A 16,427-nucleotide genomic window follows, 5' to 3' on the forward strand; every position below is an offset into this window, starting at 1 on the left:
TAAAAAGTCAGAATATGCAAAATTAATTGACCTCTGTATCATATTTTGGTTTTTTAAGCGTTTAGCTTTTAATATCAATAAATGATGCGTAAATTATGGGTACTTATATCTATCATTTCATATCTTTATTCTTGATTAAATAAAATTTGATGAACTATATTAAAAAAGCGCTTATACTATTTTTGGTTGTTTCTGCCAATGTCAGCTTTGCTCAAAGCGGAAGTTATGATAAATTAGGAATGCAGGCAATGATGAAAGGCGACTATAAAGGAGCAGTAGCTCAGTTAGAGAAGGCCGATTCTAAAACCCCAAATAACCCAAGCGTATTGAAGATGCTGGGATACTCTTATTTTCAATGTGGTAATTTTGAAAGCTCAATTGAGACCTATAGCAGGCTGATTACTGTAAAACCATCTGATTATTCTGCTTATTACTATAGAGGTAAGGCGAGACAAAACGTTGCCAACGACCCTAAGGAGTCTTTAAATCAAATGCGTGATACTTTCTATCTGTCAGCGATTAAAGATTTTACCAAAGCAATTGAAATCAACGGTGAAGAAGATACTCAATTATTACAAAACAGGGGTTTAGCTTATAAGGACTATGCTATTTACAAGTCTTATAAAATCAAAAAACGTGTTGATAAAGATGCTTGTATTGTATTGTTTAACAATTCGGTAGCAGATTTTCAAAAGGTTTTAACTGTTCAGCCATTGCGTAAGGATATCATTTCATTGATAGACTATGTAAAGGCACAGATTGTAAGCCTGAAATAATAATCAAACCAGGATAATCTGGAAACATTGATAAACAAAAAGCCGGAAACATGTTTCCGGCTTTTTGTTTATCAATGTTTTTATTTGAATCTCCCTGTGATGGTGTAGCTTTTCCCATTCAGCAGTCTAATATTTTGTATCTTTTTAACTTCATACAGACTATCCGGAAAGTAGGAAAGTGTATCGTTAGAAGTATAAAGTGAGTTCGTATTCCTGATCAGTAACCTAATGCCATAAATCTTACCATTTTTATAGCTGATGTTTAAAGATTTTACTGGTACTTTCTCATTGTCAGAAATATAAGTTTCTGAATCCTTTGTCTTGTCAGCTATAAATAATCCCTGCCAGGCAGATTTATTAATGTCAGCATCAGAGAAGGAGGATAGCTCTTTTGGCCAGTCGGCAATCTTTACTTTCTTTTGCTCTCTGGCTTTATTGACGATAACCGTTTTATCTATCTCAGGATTCAATGCCGTAAGACGTTTAGTCTCTTTAGTGATATAGTCCTTCAGATCGAAGTAAGCTAATTTAGCATCTTGTTTTTTCGGCGCTGCAGAATTACAGGCCGCAAAAAATAAGATGCTTAAGGAAAGGATTGACAGTTTCTTCATTATATCAGATAATTTCCTGTCATAATCTCTGGTTTCTCAATTCCCATTAACTTAAGAATTGTTGGTGCAATATCACCTAGTTTACCATCAGCAATAGACGTATAATCAGTACTTACTAAAATACAAGGAACAAGATTAGTGGTGTGTGCTGTGTTAACCGAACCATCTCTGTTGACCATAAATTCTGAATTTCCATGATCCGCAAGGATAATAAAAGAATATCCATTTTCAAGACCTTTGGTTACTACAGCTTCCGCACAGCGATCTGCTGTTTCCACTGCTTTGACAACGGCCTCAAAAACTCCTGTGTGTCCAACCATATCCGGATTGGCGAAGTTCAGGCAAATAAAATCTGCCCAGCCAGTTTCCAGTTCTTTTGTAATCGCATCTGTAATTCCCTGTGCACTCATCTCTGGTTTAAGATCATAGGTAGCTACTTTTGGTGAAGGGATCATTAGTCTCTTTTCGTTCTCAAAAGCAAGCTCTCTGCCACCAGAGAAAAAGAAAGTTACGTGAGGGTATTTCTCAGTTTCAGCAATTCTGATCTGGTTCTTATGATTTTTCTCTAAGATTTCTCCCAGCGTTTCTGTCAGGTCATCTTTAGTGAAAACAACCTTTACATTTTTAAAGTTTTCATCATAAGTAGTCATCGTTACATAATATAACGGCAATTTATGCATCTCAAACTCAGGATAGTCATTTTGTGTCAGCACAGCAGTGATTTCGCGGCCTCTGTCTGTTCTGTAATTGAAACAAATTACTACATCATCAGGTTGAATGGTCGCTAAAGGCAGATTATTTTCGCCTGTGATCACAATAGGTTTGATAAACTCATCAGTAATGCCATCTGCGTAAGATTGCTCAATAGCTGCTAATGGATCTTGCGTATGTGCGCCAACTCCTTTAGTTAGTAAGTCATAAGCTTGCTTAACTCGTTCCCAGCGTGAATCTCTGTCCATCGCATAGTAACGGCCAATTAAACTTGCTATTTTACCAGTGGAGGTTTTTAAATGCTGATCCAGCTCTTTAATGAAGTCCAATCCCGAATTCGGGTCTGTGTCCCTGCCATCTAAAAAGGCATGAACAAAAACATCTTTCAGGCTCTGATCATTTGCTGCATCACATAATCCTTTCAGGTGATTGATGTGAGCATGTACACCTCCATCGGATACTAATCCGATAAAATGAACTGCTTTATTATTTTTCTTTGCATAATCAAATGCATCAACTAAAGTCTGATTAGTCTTAATTGAACCGTCGCTGATTGCTTTATTGATTCTTCCCAGTTCCTGGTAAACTACTCTTCCGGCACCAAGGTTCATATGCCCAACCTCAGAATTCCCCATCTGTCCGGCAGGTAAACCTACTGCTTCACCAGATGCTTCCAGTTTTGAGTTAGGATAGTTTTTCAGTAAAGAATCAAAGAAAGGTGTATTTGCTGCATAGGCAGCGTCCGAATTGTCTTGGTTTCCGTAACCCCATCCATCAAGAATGATGAGGAGCATCACTTTTTTATTATTCATTTAAATTGAATTGATATTTCGCTGATATAATAATGTCTGTTATCCTGTTTCTTATCAAGTAATAGCCTGAATTGAGGCAGGTGTCAAACAAATATAACTCTAATTGATTTTGGATGAGAAATCTAATTGTAATTTATACACTTGCTTTGATTATTTATATTGATTTTATTGTTAGTTCTTCATCCGTATTTTTATAACCTGGATTTCACTACAGGGAGCAGAGCTGCTTTTAGGTAATTCCAGTGAAATCTGATTGTTTTCTGCAGCACTGAATTTAACTGGCATGTCTGATTCCAGTAATTTACAATCGCTAACAGCTGAAATGGGAAATGGCAAGAGGAGTGTGCCAGAGCTTAATGGCTTAACAATGCTTGCGAAAACATATTTTTCGCCATTTGCTGTTGTTTTCTGTGTAAGATAAACGTTTTTAATTGCCGGTACATCGACATGGGAGGCACCATATACAGCTTCTCCGTTTGCTATGAGCCATCCGCCCATTTCACGTAATCTTTGAATTGCTGCCTTTGGAATTTCGCCATTTGGTTTAGGGCCGATATTTAATAAATAATTACCTCCTTTAGCAACGTTACTGATCAAGTAGCCGAGCATTTCGTTCGCAGGTTTCCAATTGTAATCTTTAGCATGCCAGCCCCAGGAATTGACCATTGTTGCAGCAGTTTGCCAGGGCTTTGTTTGTAATTTTTCGGGATAGGTATTGTCCATCATTTCTAAGAAATCGATATCGTCACCAGGATTCAGATAAGAAATGCGGCCGTTAATTAAACATTTCGGGCTTTCCTTTCTGATGAGTGAGATTAACTGATCACGTCGTTTATCAGAAATAAATGTCTTTTCCTGTTCATCGCCCCAGGTGTCAAACCAAAATAAGTCTGGATCATAATTATGGATTAACTCCGAAATTTGCGGCAGGCACTTTTGATTCCAGTATTTTTCGAATTCTGCATCCGTTTTTCTGGGTAGCCAATCTGGTGTCGCGCCACCCGGATGTTCCCAGTCTTCGCAATGCGAGTAGTAAAGGCCAAATTTTAACCCATACTTTTTACATGCCTTAGCTAAATCTGCTAAAATATCTCTTTTGTAAGGGGTACTTCCAATATCATAAGATGAAACTTTGGAATCCCATAGGGCAAATCCATCATGGTGTTTAGCTGTAATCACAAAGTATTTCATCCCTGCATTTTTAGCCTCAAATATCCATTTGTCGGCATCAAAATTTACAGGGTTAAATTGTTTTATTAAAGCCTGATACTCTTTCTCTGGTACTTCCAGTCTTTGCTGTGCCCATTCGGCATACCAGCCATTCGCGTGTTTTAAAGTTGAATCGGGCAAAGTATGGCCATTGTAACTTCCACCCAGAATACTATACAAGCCCCAGTGTACCATCATTCCAAATTTAGCCTCTTTAAACCATTGGGCGCGATCAATATTATTGATTTGTCTTCTGTTGTGGTAAATAATAGTAAAGCTAACAAGAATGTGACAGTTGTTTTTTTTTTTTTAGCATTTGAAAAGATATTTGGTTTAAGGTCAGGAGCTAAGTTACTAATGTGCACGGGAAAATTTATTATTTGAAATTATAATCCGCAAGTTCTTAATGGCATAATTTGTGTGCGTAATATTTGTTATCTTTAGAATATGATTAGACCCTTACTTTCGGTACTGATTTTCCTGACCCAGACATTTCATCCTGGATTACTTCAAGGGGATATTGTTGATTCTTTATCGGCCTTATTCAAGTCTGCGAATTCAAAAGAAATCAGTAAAAATTTTTCCCCATCTGTAGAATTAACAATAAATGAGGAAGAAGATGTATATACTAAAGCACAGGCCGAACAGATCGTCAGGGAATTTTTTACTAAAAATGCTCCTGTTAACTCAACAATAGTACACCTCATTAATACCAATCCGAATTATAGGTTTGGCATCCTGTCTTTAAGTACAAAAACCGGGAAATTCAGGGTGGCAATTACACTCAAAAAAACAGCTAACACCTTTTTTATCACTGAATTACGGATTGAGCCGGATAAATAGTAATGCAAATTTAGGTAAAAATGCTATTTTTGATCTAAAATACATGTTTTGGATAAGAAATTAATAGACCTATTTATAAAAAATGCTATTGCCGAAGATCTTGGTGATGGTGATCATACCTCTATGTCTACCATCCCTGCCGGAACTCAGGGAAAAGCAAAGCTTTTGGTTAAAGAGGATGGTATACTTGCCGGAGTAGAGCTTGCAATCGAGATTTTCAACCAGGTAGATTCGGCGTTACAAACCGAAGTCTTTTTAAGGGACGGAGATGAAGTGAAATACGGTGATATTGCCTTTACAGTTAGTGGCAGCTCTCATTCTATCTTACTGGCCGAAAGACTGGTTTTGAACTGTATGCAGAGAATGAGCGGGATTGCAACCAAAACAAATCACGTTGTAAAATTACTTTCAGCTTATCAGACCCAAATACTCGATACCCGGAAAACGACTCCGGGAATGAGATATCTGGAGAAATGGGCTGTCAGAATCGGCGGTGGCGTGAATCACCGGATTGGATTATATGATATGATCCTGATCAAAGATAATCATGTTGATTATGCTGGTGGAATTGCTAATGCAATTACCGCTGCGAATCAGTATCTTGCAGCTAAGGGAAAACTACTGGAAATAGAGATTGAAGTAAGAAACCTGGAAGAGTTGAACCAGGTATTGGAAAAAGGTATGGTAAATAGGATTATGCTGGATAATTTTAGCTTTACTGACCTTAGACAGGCTGTGAAACTGATTGATCATCGTTTTACTACAGAAGCATCTGGTGGGATTACCGAAGAAAGTATAACTGAATATGCAGCATGCGGAGTTGATTATATCTCCATGGGCGCATTGACTCACTCAGTTAAGAGTTTAGACCTGAGTTTAAAAGCCTATTAAGGTATGATATCTATCTATTCTATTTCTGCAGTTATTCTGGCTTATCTCTGCGGGTCTATCCCAACAGCGGTTTGGATCGGGCAGGCATTTTATGGCATTGACGTAAGAGAATACGGCAGTGGAAATGCTGGTGCCACAAATACTTTCCGCGTACTGGGTAAAAAAGCAGGTATGGCCGTAATGACCATTGATATTGCTAAAGGGTACACTGCTACGAAACTTGCCTATTTTATAGGTCTTTCTGTGACCGGACCACATAACTCATCCCAATTTGTTAATTATGAGCTTGCATTGGGTGTAACAGCCGTAATGGGCCATTTGTTCCCTATCTTCGCTGGTTTCAGGGGAGGAAAGGGGGTAGCTACGCTTTTTGGAATGATTTTGGCAGTTAATTTCCCTGCAGCTATGCTTTGTGTTCTTGTTTTTGTGGTAGTGCTTCTGGTTACGAAATATGTATCCCTGAGTTCTATATGTGCTGGGTTCACCTTCCCGTTAGGGATTGTTTTTGTATTGCATTCCCCGATTAAGTCTGAGGTTTTGTATGGGATGTGCGTCTGTATATTAATTCTGGTTACACATCAGAAAAACCTGGAGCGCTTACTTAAAGGCAAAGAATCTAAAGTTTATCTGTTTAAGAAGAAAGCAAATATTAACTAAACACCGATGAAGAAATTAACGTTATTAGGTATTGCCGCTGTAGTATCTATGGCTTATGCATGCTCTACAGTTCCCTTGTCAGGGAGAAGCAGGATAAGTTTTGTAAATGAAAGTGAAATGCAGTCTGCCGCTGCACAAAGTTATACCACACTTTTAAAAGATCCTAAAACCAAGATCTTAAATAACGCTGATGCACAGAGAGTCAAACGAATAGGGGAGAAGATTGCAGCAGCAGTGACAAAATATATGAATGCGAATGGTTATGCCGCACAGATCCAGGGTTTTCGCTGGGAATTTAATCTTATTGACAGTAAAGAAGTAAATGCATGGTGTATGCCAGGTGGTAAAGTTGCTGTTTATTCAGTATATTTTACCTGTAACCAGGGATGATGCGGGGCTGGCAACAGTAATGGGACATGAAATTGCCCATGCAATAGCGCAGCACTCGTCAGAACGAGCTTCGAAAGCAGCGGTAGCACAAGGTGTTGGAGGTTTGTTAGGTGCTGCAACAGGTAATCAGTCTGAGGCAACTCAGGCTGCAATCAGTAAGATTTATGGGGTCGGTGCACAAGGCTTTTACCTTTTGCCAAATTCAAGAACTCAGGAGCTGGAAGCAGATCACCTTGGGTTGATCTTTATGTCTATGGCTGGTTATGATCCTGCAAGCGCAGTTAGTTTCTGGCAGAGAATGGCTGCTGTAAGTCAGTCTTCACAGAAACCACCTGAATTTTTAAGTACTCACCCTGCTGACGGAACAAGGATTGCTCAGATTCAGAGAGATTTACCTGAAGCAAAAAGATATTTTAACTCTCCTTCGGGAAGACCAATCAGATAAGGACTATCAATCAGACAAGAACAAACAAGATCTGATGATGATCATAAACTACGCTAAAAGGGTCGCTAATGCGGCCCTTTTAGCGTTTTAATCATTGCTGAAGCTTTCAGCATACATTCTTCATACTCCGCTTCGGCAGAAGAAGCGAAAGTAATTGCTCCACCAACCTGGAAAGACAGGTATTTCTTTTCCTCATTATAGAGAATGCTGCGGATGACCACATTAAAATCAAAATCTCCCTCAGGATTAAAATATCCGATAGCTCCGGAGTAAATTCCTCTTCTGCTGCATTCAGTTTCTTCTATTAATTCCATTGCCCTGACTTTAGGAGCTCCGGTCATAGAACCCATAGGGAAAGCTCTTTCTATAGCTTCAACAGGATGCAGTTCAGGGTTGAGCTCACAACTTACGGTAGAAATCATCTGGTGTACCTGTGGGAAGCTGTAGATGCCAAAAAGCTCATCCACTTTAACAGTTCCGGGAATGGCACTTTTTGTTAAATCATTTCTGACCAGATCTACAATCATTACATTTTCGGGCTTGTTCTTTAAGGTTGTTTTTTAAAGTGGTTTTAATCAGCTCATCTTCAGCTTGATCATGACTACGTTTGGCAGTACCTTTAATGGGCTGAGAAATTAACCGGTGTCCGCGCTTACACATAAAACGCTCCGGACTTGCAGAAAGGATATACTTTCCGCTCAATTTAAAGAAGCCGGAAAATGGAGTAGGAGACAATTTATTCAGATTCAGATATACTTCATAAGGGTTTATAGAAGCATTTTCTGCAAAAAATTCCTGACAGAAGTTAACCTCATAAATATCTCCCCTGGCAATATGTTCCCTCAGTTCATTAACCTTAGAAAGATAAGTTGTTTTATCCATTTTAGGCTCCATGTGTATAGGAGCAGTAGCGGGTGATAGGTCTTGATGATATTCATTAATAGCATTCAATAAATCAGATGTTCCTGTCAGGATCTCTATCCGCCCATTTTTAACGGCAATCAGGTATTGAGGAACAAAGAAAAACAGATCCGGGAATCTAACTTGTTTTCGTGTGCAGAAGTTAATGCTTCTACCTCATCTTTAAGATCATAACTCAGTAAACCGAATAACCAGCCCGGGTTAGCCAGGGAAAATGTTTTCAGCGCTTTGAATGCATCGCCTGTGGCAGCATTTAGCTGATAACTAGCTCCTGCAGCAAGCAGGAAGTCATATTTGGAATAAGGATCAGTATATTCATTTGAATCTAAACAACAGCAGACCTCAAACTGATTTGCCCATTGTAAAGCTTTTTGTTTAAATGAAGTTAGTTCCCGGGAGTTCATGGTATTGAAAATTTTAAATCCTGAAATAAAAAAAGGCGGCACCAGGCCGCCTTTTATATATCAATTGATTCCTTAAGGAAGGATCAATGTTTGTACTCTATCAGGACCAACAGAAAGATATCTTACTGGTACTTCTAATTCTTTTTCTAAGAAAGCGATATAAGAAGCAAGCTGAGCAGGGATCTGATCAACTTCCGTGATTTTAGTGATGTCAGTTTTCCAACCTTCAATTGCTTTAACAACTGGGGTAGGTTTGATCGTGATGATATCATACGGCATGTAATCAATCGTTTCACCATTGTGCTCATAATGCGTACAAGCGTAGATCGTATCAAATCCACTCAATACATCAGCTTTAGTCATTACCATTTCAGTAACACCATTCAGCATGATTGCGTATTTCAGCGCAGGAAGGTCAATCCATCCGCAACGGCGTGGTCTGCCTGTAGTAGCACCAAATTCATGGCCTACCTGACGCAGGTTTTCTCCAACTTCATCTTCCAGTTCAGTAGGGAACGGGCCGCTTCCAACGCGTGTGCAATAAGCTTTGAAAATTCCGATAACACTTCCGATTTTGTTTGGCGCAACACCTAAACCTGTACAAGCACCAGCAGTAGTTGTGTTTGAAGAAGTTACGAAAGGGTAAGAACCGAAATCAATATCCAGTAATGTACCTTGTGCACCTTCAGCAAGAACTTTTTTGCCTTCTTCTTTCACAGGTAACCATTTACAAAGTGCTCACTGTCAACATGAGGAATAGTTTTAATAAACTCAATAGCCTCAAAGAAAGCAGCTTCTTTTTCAGTCAGGTCATACTCAAAGTTATAATGAGAAAGTAATTCCTTGTGTTTAGTAACCAGCTTGTTGTAACGCTCCTTGAAATCTGGTAAAGTGGTATCCCCAACACGTAAACCATTACGTCCGGTTTTATCCATATAAGTCGGGCCGATACCTTTTAGGGTAGAACCGATTTTATCTTTACCCATTTTCTGCTCATTTGCAGCGTCTAGAAGCTGGTGAGTAGGAAGAATCAGATGTGCTTTGCGCGCAATCACCAGTTTGCCATTGGCAATTGGATCGTGACCTGCTGTTTTCAGGTTATCTAATTCTCTTTTTAAAATGATGGGATCGACTACCACACCATTACCAATCAAATTCATGGTGTCTTTGTTGAAAATACCAGATGGAATAGTATTTAGAACAAACTTTTTGCCATCAAACTCTAAGGTGTGGCCGGCATTCGGTCCGCCTTGAAAACGAGCTATCAAATCATACTGCGGACATAATACGTCAACAATTTTTCCTTTGCCCTCATCGCCCCATTGCAGGCCAAGAAGCACGTCTACTTGCGTCATTATTTTAATTTAAGAAAAGATTATAATTGTGTTGTTTAACTTGCGTGTTTAATATCCTCTTTTTGTTTAATGGATGCTTTTGCTGAACAGTCAAAGCAGCTGCCATATAAATTTAAAGAGTGATGTTTGATTTCGAATTTCAATAAATCACCAACCATGCTCTGAATCTGATGGATCCTTGGATCACAGAATTCAACAACTTTACCACAATCAATGCAAATTACATGATCATGCTGGTGGTAACCGTACGACTTTTCGAACTGGGCCATGTTTTTCCCAAACTGATGTTTAGTCACCAGATCACAAGAAACAAGTAACTCCAGTGTATTGTACACCGTAGCCCTGCTAACTCTGTATTTCTTTTTTTTCATATGGATGTAGAGGGTCTCTACATCGAAATGATCATCTCTGGAATAGATTTCTTCTAAGATGGCAAAACGCTCTGGCGTTTTTCTCAGACTTTTATTTTCGAGATAAGCTTCGAATATTTTTCTAACCAACTCGCTGTTATGGTTTGTAGACATAGTTTTAAAACTCCTCTCAAAGGTATCATTTTTTATATAGAACCCCATGAAACTGTTTGAAATTTATCTGTTTATTGCTTCATTTTGACTCACAAGCAATTTAAACAGATAAATTTAAACGGTTTCTTTAATTTATTCAAATTTAGGCATCAAAACGTGTGACACCTGTCACGCCTTTTACTTCCAAAAGATTTTTGATCAGGTTATCCAGATGCTCTTTGTCATTGACAAAAATCATAATCGAACCATCAAAAATACCATTATCAGTATCTACGGTAATAGAACGCATATTCACTTTAAAATCACCGGAAATTACTTTAGTAATATTATTGATCAATCCTACATCGTCAATTCCTATGATATGTAATCCAGTAAGGAAAGTAAGTTCCTGTTGTTTGTTCCATTTCGCTTTCACTACCCTGTAACCATAGTTTGCCATCAGCTGTGCTGCGTTCGGGCAATTGGTACGGTGTATTTTAATCCCTTCACTTACCGTTACAAAACCAAATACGTCATCCCCTGGAATCGGGTTACAGCAGGCTGCAAGCGTATAATCGATCTTTTGCAGATCTTCACCAATCAATAAAATATCAGACTCAGGGCCTTTTACTTTATTTAACAGGGCTTCTATCTGTTGTCCGTCATTTCGTTCTGTACCTCTGTTTTCGATTTCTTTTTCACTGGCCAGGTATTCTTTTAAGTCTTTCAGTTCAATCTTTCCGGTAGCCACAGCAATGAAAAGCTCCTGTGTGGAGGTCAGCTTGAAGAAATAACTCAGTTTATTGAGATTATCTGTATTGTAGGTGATCTTTAAAGATTTAAGCTTACGCTCAAGCGTTCTTTTTTCCTCCTTCAGCAATTTTTCTTTTTTCCTCTTTCAGAGAAGACTTGATCTTAGATTTGGCTTTTGCTGTTACAACAATATTCAGCCAGTCTTCTTTCGGGACCTGTTTGCCCGAAGTAATGATTTCTACCTGATCTCCATTCTGCAATTTATAAGAAAGTGGAACCAGTTTATGATTTACTTTCGCACCGATACATTTTGCACCTACATCCGTATGGATTTCAAAAGCAAAATCTAACGCTGTTGCACCCAATGGAAGCTGTATTAATGCTCCTTTTGGGGTAAAGATGAAAATCTCATCCGAAAACAGGTTCATTTTGAAATCATCCAGAAAATCAAGTGCATTGGCTTCCGGGTTGTTCAGCATCTCTCTGACTTTCAGAATCCACTGATCAAGACCATTATCATTACTTGATTCTTTATATTTCCAGTGTGCTGCGAAACCTTTCTCAGCAATCTCATTCATTCTTTGTGTACGAATCTGTACCTCAACCCACTGCCCTTTAGGCCCCATTACTGTAGTATGCAAAGATTCATATCCGTTTCCTTTAGGGGAAGACACCCAGTCGCGTAAACGATCCGGATTGGGGCGGTATAAATCAGTAACTATGGAATAAGCTTTCCAGCAATCTGCTTTTTCATTTTCAGGAGAACTGTCCAGTATAATCCGGATAGCGAAAAGATCATATACTTCCTCGAAAGGAATATTTTTCTTTTTCATTTTATTCCATATCGAATGGATAGACTTGGGGCGGCCATATATACTCGCTACAAAACCTTGTTCAGCTAAAATCTCATTGATAGGATCAACAAAATGTTTAACGAACAGTGTACGTTCTGCTTTTTTCTCATTCAGCTTGGTGGCGATAAATTTATAAGTGTCCGGCTCCAGATATTTCATGGAAAGATCCTCCAGCTCAGACTTTATGGCATATAAACCCAGCCTGTGTGCTAAAGGAGCGTACAAGTAGATAGTTTCAGATGCGATCTTTTACTGTTTGTGCCTTGGCATAAAATCCATGGTACGCATGTTATGAAGACGATCTGCCAGTTTAATTAAAATTACCCTTACATCATCGGCCAGGGTAAGCAGCATTTTCCTGAAGTTTTCGGCTTGTAAGGAGCTGTTATAATCAAAAACACCTGCTATTTTAGTCAGGCCGTCAATGATCTTGGCAGTTTTCTTTCCAAACTCTCTTTCAATATCCTCGAGCGTAATTTCAGTGTCTTCTACTACATCATGCAATAGCGCACATACGATAGATGTTGTTCCGAGTCCGATTTCCTCAGCAGCGATTTGAGCCACAGCAATAGGGTGATAAATATAAGGTTCACCAGATTTTCTACGCATATCTTTATGACTTTCAAGAGCCATATCGAATGCTTTTCTGATTTCTTTTTTATCTCCTTTTTGTAATGTTGGCTTACAGGCACGCAAGAGGGCACGGTATCTCTTCAGGATTTCTTGCTTTTCTGCTTCTAAATCAATCACTAAGGTATTCTTCATTTGTATTATTTTCGTAATAATTATAGCTTGTTAATCGTTTAAGAATATATTAGATTTAGTTATAAACCTAATGTATTAAATTTGCTTTAACTTCGTGGGAGTATAAATTTATGAAATTTTGCAGTTTATTTATTCTGTTATTTGTCATTATTGCCGTAGGTGAGCTAAAGGCCCAGGAAAGTTCTGTGCCTGTCAAGTTCCCTGTAAGAGGCAAAAATGATACCATCAGAGTAGCCTCTACGAACGAAGACGGCGAAATGATTCCGTGGATACCTCTTAATGAGGTGGTTATCTACGGTGCCAGAATTTTTAAAACTCCGGCAGACCGCGCTGCCTTCAACAGACTCCGTTACAATGTCCTAAAAGTTATGCCTTATGCCCTTTTTGCAAAAAACAGATACGAGCAATTGGAGCGTGACCTTGCGGTAACCACAGATCGCAAAGAGCATAAAAAACTGGTCAAAGCCTGTGATGCTGAAATCAAGAAAATGTTTAACACCGAGATTAAGGAGCTGACAATTACGCAGGGCCAGATCCTTACCAAATTAATTGACAGGGAAGTAGGACGTACGACTTACGAAATCGTCAAAGAAACACAAGGAGGTGTAAAAGCCTTTATTTATCAGTCCGTTGCGAGAGTAGTGGGCCATAATTTAAAAAGTACTTATAACCCTGAAGAGGAAAGAGATATCGAATCTATTATTCAGAATTCGGGATTTTATCGTCAATAAGCAATTTTATAGTCAATAAGCATGGAAGAAAACCCTCAGAGTATTTACCAGTTCAACGCAAAATTAATTGATGGAAAAGATAAAAAATTAGCTGATTATAAAGGTAAAGTACTTCTGGTCGTAAATATTGCTTCGGCCTGTGGTTTTTCTCCTCAACTGAAAGAACTTCAGGAGCTTAGAGATTCATTGAATAACGAAGAATTTGAGGTTCTGGGATTCCCTTCCAATGATTTTGGCGGGCAGGAACCTTTAGAAGGAACTGCTATATCTATGAGTTCTGCGAAGCGAATTATGGCGTTACATTTCCCGTGTTCGATAAAATTATGGTCAGAGGTTCTCAGGCCAATCCAATTTATAAATTCTTAAGTAATAAAGACCTTAACGGTCATATCAAGTCCACCCCAAGATGGAACTTTCATAAATATCTGATTAACAAAAATGGCGAAGTAGTAGACTACTTTTTTCCCTTTACCAAACCTTTATCTTCAAAGGTCAGAAAGAAAATTCAGCGCCTTCTTTAAAGCTGTGCGTAAGCGCTCACAAATTATAAAATAAATGAAATTAGATATATTAGTATTAGCTGTACATCCGGATGATGCCGAATTAGGATGTTCAGGGACAATTTTGAAACATATTGCCGATGGTAAAAAAGTAGGCATTATTGATTTTACCAGAGGAGAATTAGGAACCCGCGGAACTGCTGAAACACGTGATCAGGAAGCTGCAGATTCGGCAAAAATCCTGGGTTTACACGCACGTGAAAAATCTAAGATTCAAAGATGGATTCTTCAAAAACGATGAAGAACATCAGTTAGAGGTAATCAGAATGATCCGTAAGTATCAGCCTGAAATTATATTAGGTAACGCTATACGTGACCGTCATCCAGATCATGGAAGGGCTGCTTCGTTAGCAAGTGATGCCTGCTTCCTTGCTGGTCTTCCTAAAGTTGAAACTATGGAGAATGGTGTTGCTCAGGAAGCATGGAGACCACGTTTATTCCTGCAATATATTCAGGACACCTATATTAAGCCTGATATTATCGTTGACATCACCCCGTATATAGAAACGAAAATTAGTTCTATCAAAGCTTTTAAGACACAGTTCCATAGTCCTGAGCTTAATAAAAATCCTGAATTGGATGGACCAGTAACTTATATTTCCTCGCCAGAATTTTTTGAAAGTGTAATTGCCAGAGCAAGAGAGATGGGAAAACCAATCGGTGCAACCTATGCAGAAGGCTTTACTTCCAATAAACTTTGCGTAGATAATCTTTTCGACCTGCGTTAGGGAACAAAATAGGGTATTAGCTGTTCTATATAAAAACAGCTTCAATTATGGCCGGTATATTCTCTAAAATAAAAAATGCCTATACACTTTTCCAAAGTGTGGATCTCGAAAAACTGGATGCACTATCTAAAAAGGTAGATCTTAAAAAGATAGTGGATTCAGTTGCAGGGTTGGATGAAACACAGCTTTCAGGTTTAATGAAAATGCTGGGAACTCCTCATAAAAAGAAGGAACTTCCACCCATTAACGGTGATTTTTATCATTTAGGAGACACTGCATTAAACGAAGAAGATCGTGCACTCCAGTTAAAGGTGCGTGCATTTTTAGAGAAAGAGGTTAAGCCTCTGGTAAACGATTACTGGCTGAAAGCTGAATTCCCTTTTGAACTGATCCCTAAGATTGCGGAGCTTAACATTTGCGGTTTAACTTATCAGGGCTACGGTTGTCCAGGTAAATCAAACGTGTGATGGGAAGGTATGCTGCTGGCCATGGAAATGGCTAGAGTGGATACCTCAATGTCTACCTTTTTCGGAGTTCAAAGTGGTTTAGCTATGGGCTCTATCTATCTTTTAGGCTCAGAGGCTCAGAAACAAGAGTGGCTGCCAGATATGCAGCAAATGAAAATCATTGGGGCTTTTGGTTTAACTGAACCAGAAGTCGGTTCAGCAGCTGCGGGAGGACTGACTACTACAGCCAAAAGACAAGGGAACAAGTGGATATTGAATGGTCAGAAGAAATGGATAGGTAATTCTACCTTTTCGGATGTGACAATCATCTGGGCGAGGGATGTGGATGATAATGAAGTAAAAGGCTTTTTGATCAGAAAAGGAAACAAAGGTTTTGCTGTTGAGAAAATGCACGACAAAATGGCTTTACGGATTGTTCAGAACGGCCTTATTACCCTGACCAATTGTGAGGTAGATGAAGAAGACCGTTTGCAAAATGCCAACTCCTTTAAAGACACTGCCAAAGTGCTGAGAATGACCCCGCGCGCAGGAGTTGCCTGGCAAGCCGTAGGCTGCGCGCGCGGAGCTTACGAAAGCGCTTTAGCCTACACGATGACCCGTAAGCAATTCGGCAAACCCATAGCTTCTTTTCAACTGATTCAAAACCATTTGGTAGAGATGCTGTCTAATCTGACAGCAATGCAAACCCTTTGTTTCCGTTTATCTCAATTACAAGACCAGGGATTATTGACCGACGAACATGCTTCGCTTGCCAAAGTCTTTTGTTCATTGCGTACCCGCGATGTAGTCAGCAGGGCCAGAGAGGTAATGGGTGGAAATGGAATCCTGCTTGAATATGATGTTGCCCGTTTTGTGGCTGATGCAGAAGCTATTTATTCATACGAGGGGACTAAAGAAATCAATTCCCTGATTGTGGGCCGTGCAATAACTGGATTTTCTGCTTTTGTTTAGGAAAGAATATCATCTGAATTTAGATAACTTCTTAATAAATGATACGTTTAGCGAAAATAGTTCGTTATATTTTGGTTACATGAGACCATC

The 16,427-nt window shown here is 38.9% G+C and carries 16 protein-coding genes and 4 pseudogenes; 11 read left to right on the forward strand and 9 right to left on the reverse strand.

Features of this window, described 5'->3' with window-relative positions; all coding sequences use genetic code 11:
- Positions 1–149: 149 nt before the first annotated feature.
- A complete protein-coding gene (locus tag ACWYN3_RS35140) occupies positions 150–776 on the forward strand; it encodes a tetratricopeptide repeat protein (protein WP_456218354.1) in 627 nt (208 codons plus the stop codon).
- An 80-nt stretch (positions 777–856) separates the two neighbouring features.
- Here the strand turns inward: ACWYN3_RS35140 and ACWYN3_RS35145 are convergent, their stop codons facing one another.
- The 3 genes from ACWYN3_RS35145 to ACWYN3_RS35155 all read right to left on the reverse strand — a co-directional run bounded on the left by ACWYN3_RS35145 (position 857) and on the right by ACWYN3_RS35155 (position 4,407).
- Positions 857–1,387, reverse strand: a complete 531-nt coding sequence (locus tag ACWYN3_RS35145; RefSeq protein ID WP_456218355.1) for a hypothetical protein — start codon at positions 1,385–1,387, stop codon at positions 857–859.
- Positions 1,387–2,910 carry a 2,3-bisphosphoglycerate-independent phosphoglycerate mutase gene (gene gpmI / locus ACWYN3_RS35150; protein ID WP_456218356.1) on the reverse strand — a complete coding sequence of 508 codons (1,524 nt, stop codon included), beginning with the start codon at positions 2,908–2,910 and terminating at the stop codon, positions 1,387–1,389. Before gpmI ends, ACWYN3_RS35145 begins: the two co-directional genes overlap by 1 nt.
- A gap of 171 nt (positions 2,911–3,081) precedes the next feature.
- Positions 3,082–4,407 (reverse strand): alpha-L-fucosidase, encoded by a 1,326-nt coding sequence (locus ACWYN3_RS35155; protein WP_456223262.1) that lies wholly within the window; start codon positions 4,405–4,407, stop codon positions 3,082–3,084.
- 159 nt (positions 4,408–4,566) lie between these two features.
- Between ACWYN3_RS35155 and ACWYN3_RS35160 the strand changes: the two genes are divergently transcribed.
- The 5 genes from ACWYN3_RS35160 to ACWYN3_RS35180 are packed head-to-tail and all read left to right on the forward strand — an operon-like array spanning position 4,567 to position 7,345.
- Positions 4,567–4,962, forward strand: coding sequence for a DUF4783 domain-containing protein (locus ACWYN3_RS35160; protein WP_456218357.1), 396 nt, complete (start codon positions 4,567–4,569; stop codon positions 4,960–4,962).
- 48 nt (positions 4,963–5,010) lie between these two features.
- Positions 5,011–5,853 (forward strand): carboxylating nicotinate-nucleotide diphosphorylase, encoded by an 843-nt coding sequence (gene nadC, locus ACWYN3_RS35165; RefSeq protein ID WP_456218358.1) that lies wholly within the window; start codon positions 5,011–5,013, stop codon positions 5,851–5,853.
- Between the two features lie 3 nt (positions 5,854–5,856).
- Positions 5,857–6,510 (forward strand): glycerol-3-phosphate 1-O-acyltransferase PlsY, encoded by a 654-nt coding sequence (gene plsY / locus ACWYN3_RS35170; protein ID WP_456218359.1) that lies wholly within the window; start codon positions 5,857–5,859, stop codon positions 6,508–6,510.
- A gap of 6 nt (positions 6,511–6,516) precedes the next feature.
- Positions 6,517–6,900: a hypothetical protein gene (locus ACWYN3_RS35175; protein WP_456218360.1), complete on the forward strand. Its 384-nt coding sequence runs from the start codon at positions 6,517–6,519 to the stop codon at positions 6,898–6,900.
- Positions 6,851–7,345, forward strand: coding sequence for a M48 family metallopeptidase (locus ACWYN3_RS35180; protein WP_456218361.1), 495 nt, complete (start codon positions 6,851–6,853; stop codon positions 7,343–7,345). Before ACWYN3_RS35175 ends, ACWYN3_RS35180 begins: the two co-directional genes overlap by 50 nt.
- Before the next feature lie 65 nt (positions 7,346–7,410).
- Here the strand turns inward: ACWYN3_RS35180 and ACWYN3_RS35185 are convergent, their stop codons facing one another.
- The 6 genes and pseudogenes from ACWYN3_RS35185 to ACWYN3_RS35210 all read right to left on the reverse strand — a co-directional run bounded on the left by ACWYN3_RS35185 (position 7,411) and on the right by ACWYN3_RS35210 (position 12,900).
- Positions 7,411–7,872 carry a chorismate-binding protein gene (locus tag ACWYN3_RS35185; RefSeq protein WP_456218362.1) on the reverse strand — a complete coding sequence of 154 codons (462 nt, stop codon included), beginning with the start codon at positions 7,870–7,872 and terminating at the stop codon, positions 7,411–7,413.
- Positions 7,847–8,296 (reverse strand): chorismate-binding protein, encoded by a 450-nt coding sequence (locus ACWYN3_RS35190; RefSeq protein WP_456218363.1) that lies wholly within the window; start codon positions 8,294–8,296, stop codon positions 7,847–7,849. Before ACWYN3_RS35190 ends, ACWYN3_RS35185 begins: the two co-directional genes overlap by 26 nt.
- A 50-nt stretch (positions 8,297–8,346) precedes the next feature.
- Positions 8,347–8,670, reverse strand: coding sequence for a hypothetical protein (locus tag ACWYN3_RS35195; protein ID WP_456218364.1), 324 nt, complete (start codon positions 8,668–8,670; stop codon positions 8,347–8,349).
- Between the two features lie 72 nt (positions 8,671–8,742).
- Positions 8,743–10,025, reverse strand: a pseudogene (locus tag ACWYN3_RS35200) (adenylosuccinate synthase).
- Positions 10,026–10,060: 35 nt separating this feature from the next.
- Positions 10,061–10,549 (reverse strand): Fur family transcriptional regulator, encoded by a 489-nt coding sequence (locus ACWYN3_RS35205; RefSeq protein ID WP_456218365.1) that lies wholly within the window; start codon positions 10,547–10,549, stop codon positions 10,061–10,063.
- Positions 10,550–10,691: 142 nt separating this feature from the next.
- Positions 10,692–12,900: pseudogene (locus tag ACWYN3_RS35210) on the reverse strand (RelA/SpoT family protein).
- Positions 12,901–13,010: 110 nt separating this feature from the next.
- On the opposite strand from ACWYN3_RS35210, the gene ACWYN3_RS35215 reads away from it, so the two are divergent.
- From ACWYN3_RS35215 to ACWYN3_RS35235, 5 genes and pseudogenes are all read left to right on the forward strand, one after another.
- A complete protein-coding gene (locus tag ACWYN3_RS35215) occupies positions 13,011–13,631 on the forward strand; it encodes a DUF4294 domain-containing protein (RefSeq protein WP_456218366.1) in 621 nt (206 codons plus the stop codon).
- Between the two features lie 21 nt (positions 13,632–13,652).
- A complete protein-coding gene (locus tag ACWYN3_RS35220; RefSeq protein ID WP_456218367.1) occupies positions 13,653–13,997 on the forward strand; it encodes a hypothetical protein in 345 nt (114 codons plus the stop codon).
- Positions 13,940–14,152 carry a hypothetical protein gene (locus ACWYN3_RS35225; protein ID WP_456218368.1) on the forward strand — a complete coding sequence of 71 codons (213 nt, stop codon included), beginning with the start codon at positions 13,940–13,942 and terminating at the stop codon, positions 14,150–14,152. Before ACWYN3_RS35220 ends, ACWYN3_RS35225 begins: the two co-directional genes overlap by 58 nt.
- Before the next feature lie 34 nt (positions 14,153–14,186).
- A pseudogene (gene bshB1, locus ACWYN3_RS35230) lies at positions 14,187–14,919 on the forward strand (bacillithiol biosynthesis deacetylase BshB1).
- 47 nt (positions 14,920–14,966) lie between these two features.
- A pseudogene (locus tag ACWYN3_RS35235) lies at positions 14,967–16,337 on the forward strand (acyl-CoA dehydrogenase family protein).
- Positions 16,338–16,427 lie beyond the last annotated feature (90 nt).

Source organism: Pedobacter sp. NJ-S-72 (genome assembly GCF_053890575.1).

Coding starts and splice junctions, on each gene's coding strand:
- ACWYN3_RS35140 (WP_456218354.1), top strand. CDS start 150: ATGAACTATATTAAAAAAGCGCTTATACTATTTTTGGTTGTTTCTGCC.
- ACWYN3_RS35145 (WP_456218355.1), bottom strand. CDS start 1,387: ATGAAGAAACTGTCAATCCTTTCCTTAAGCATCTTATTTTTTGCGGCC.
- gpmI (WP_456218356.1), bottom strand. CDS start 2,910: ATGAATAATAAAAAAGTGATGCTCCTCATCATTCTTGATGGATGGGGT.
- ACWYN3_RS35160 (WP_456218357.1), top strand. CDS start 4,567: ATGATTAGACCCTTACTTTCGGTACTGATTTTCCTGACCCAGACATTT.
- plsY (WP_456218359.1), top strand. CDS start 5,857: ATGATATCTATCTATTCTATTTCTGCAGTTATTCTGGCTTATCTCTGC.
- ACWYN3_RS35175 (WP_456218360.1), top strand. CDS start 6,517: ATGAAGAAATTAACGTTATTAGGTATTGCCGCTGTAGTATCTATGGCT.
- ACWYN3_RS35185 (WP_456218362.1), bottom strand. CDS start 7,872: ATGATTGTAGATCTGGTCAGAAATGATTTAACAAAAAGTGCCATTCCC.
- ACWYN3_RS35195 (WP_456218364.1), bottom strand. CDS start 8,670: ATGAACTCCCGGGAACTAACTTCATTTAAACAAAAAGCTTTACAATGG.
- ACWYN3_RS35205 (WP_456218365.1), bottom strand. CDS start 10,549: ATGTCTACAAACCATAACAGCGAGTTGGTTAGAAAAATATTCGAAGCT.
- ACWYN3_RS35215 (WP_456218366.1), top strand. CDS start 13,011: ATGAAATTTTGCAGTTTATTTATTCTGTTATTTGTCATTATTGCCGTA.
- ACWYN3_RS35220 (WP_456218367.1), top strand. CDS start 13,653: ATGGAAGAAAACCCTCAGAGTATTTACCAGTTCAACGCAAAATTAATT.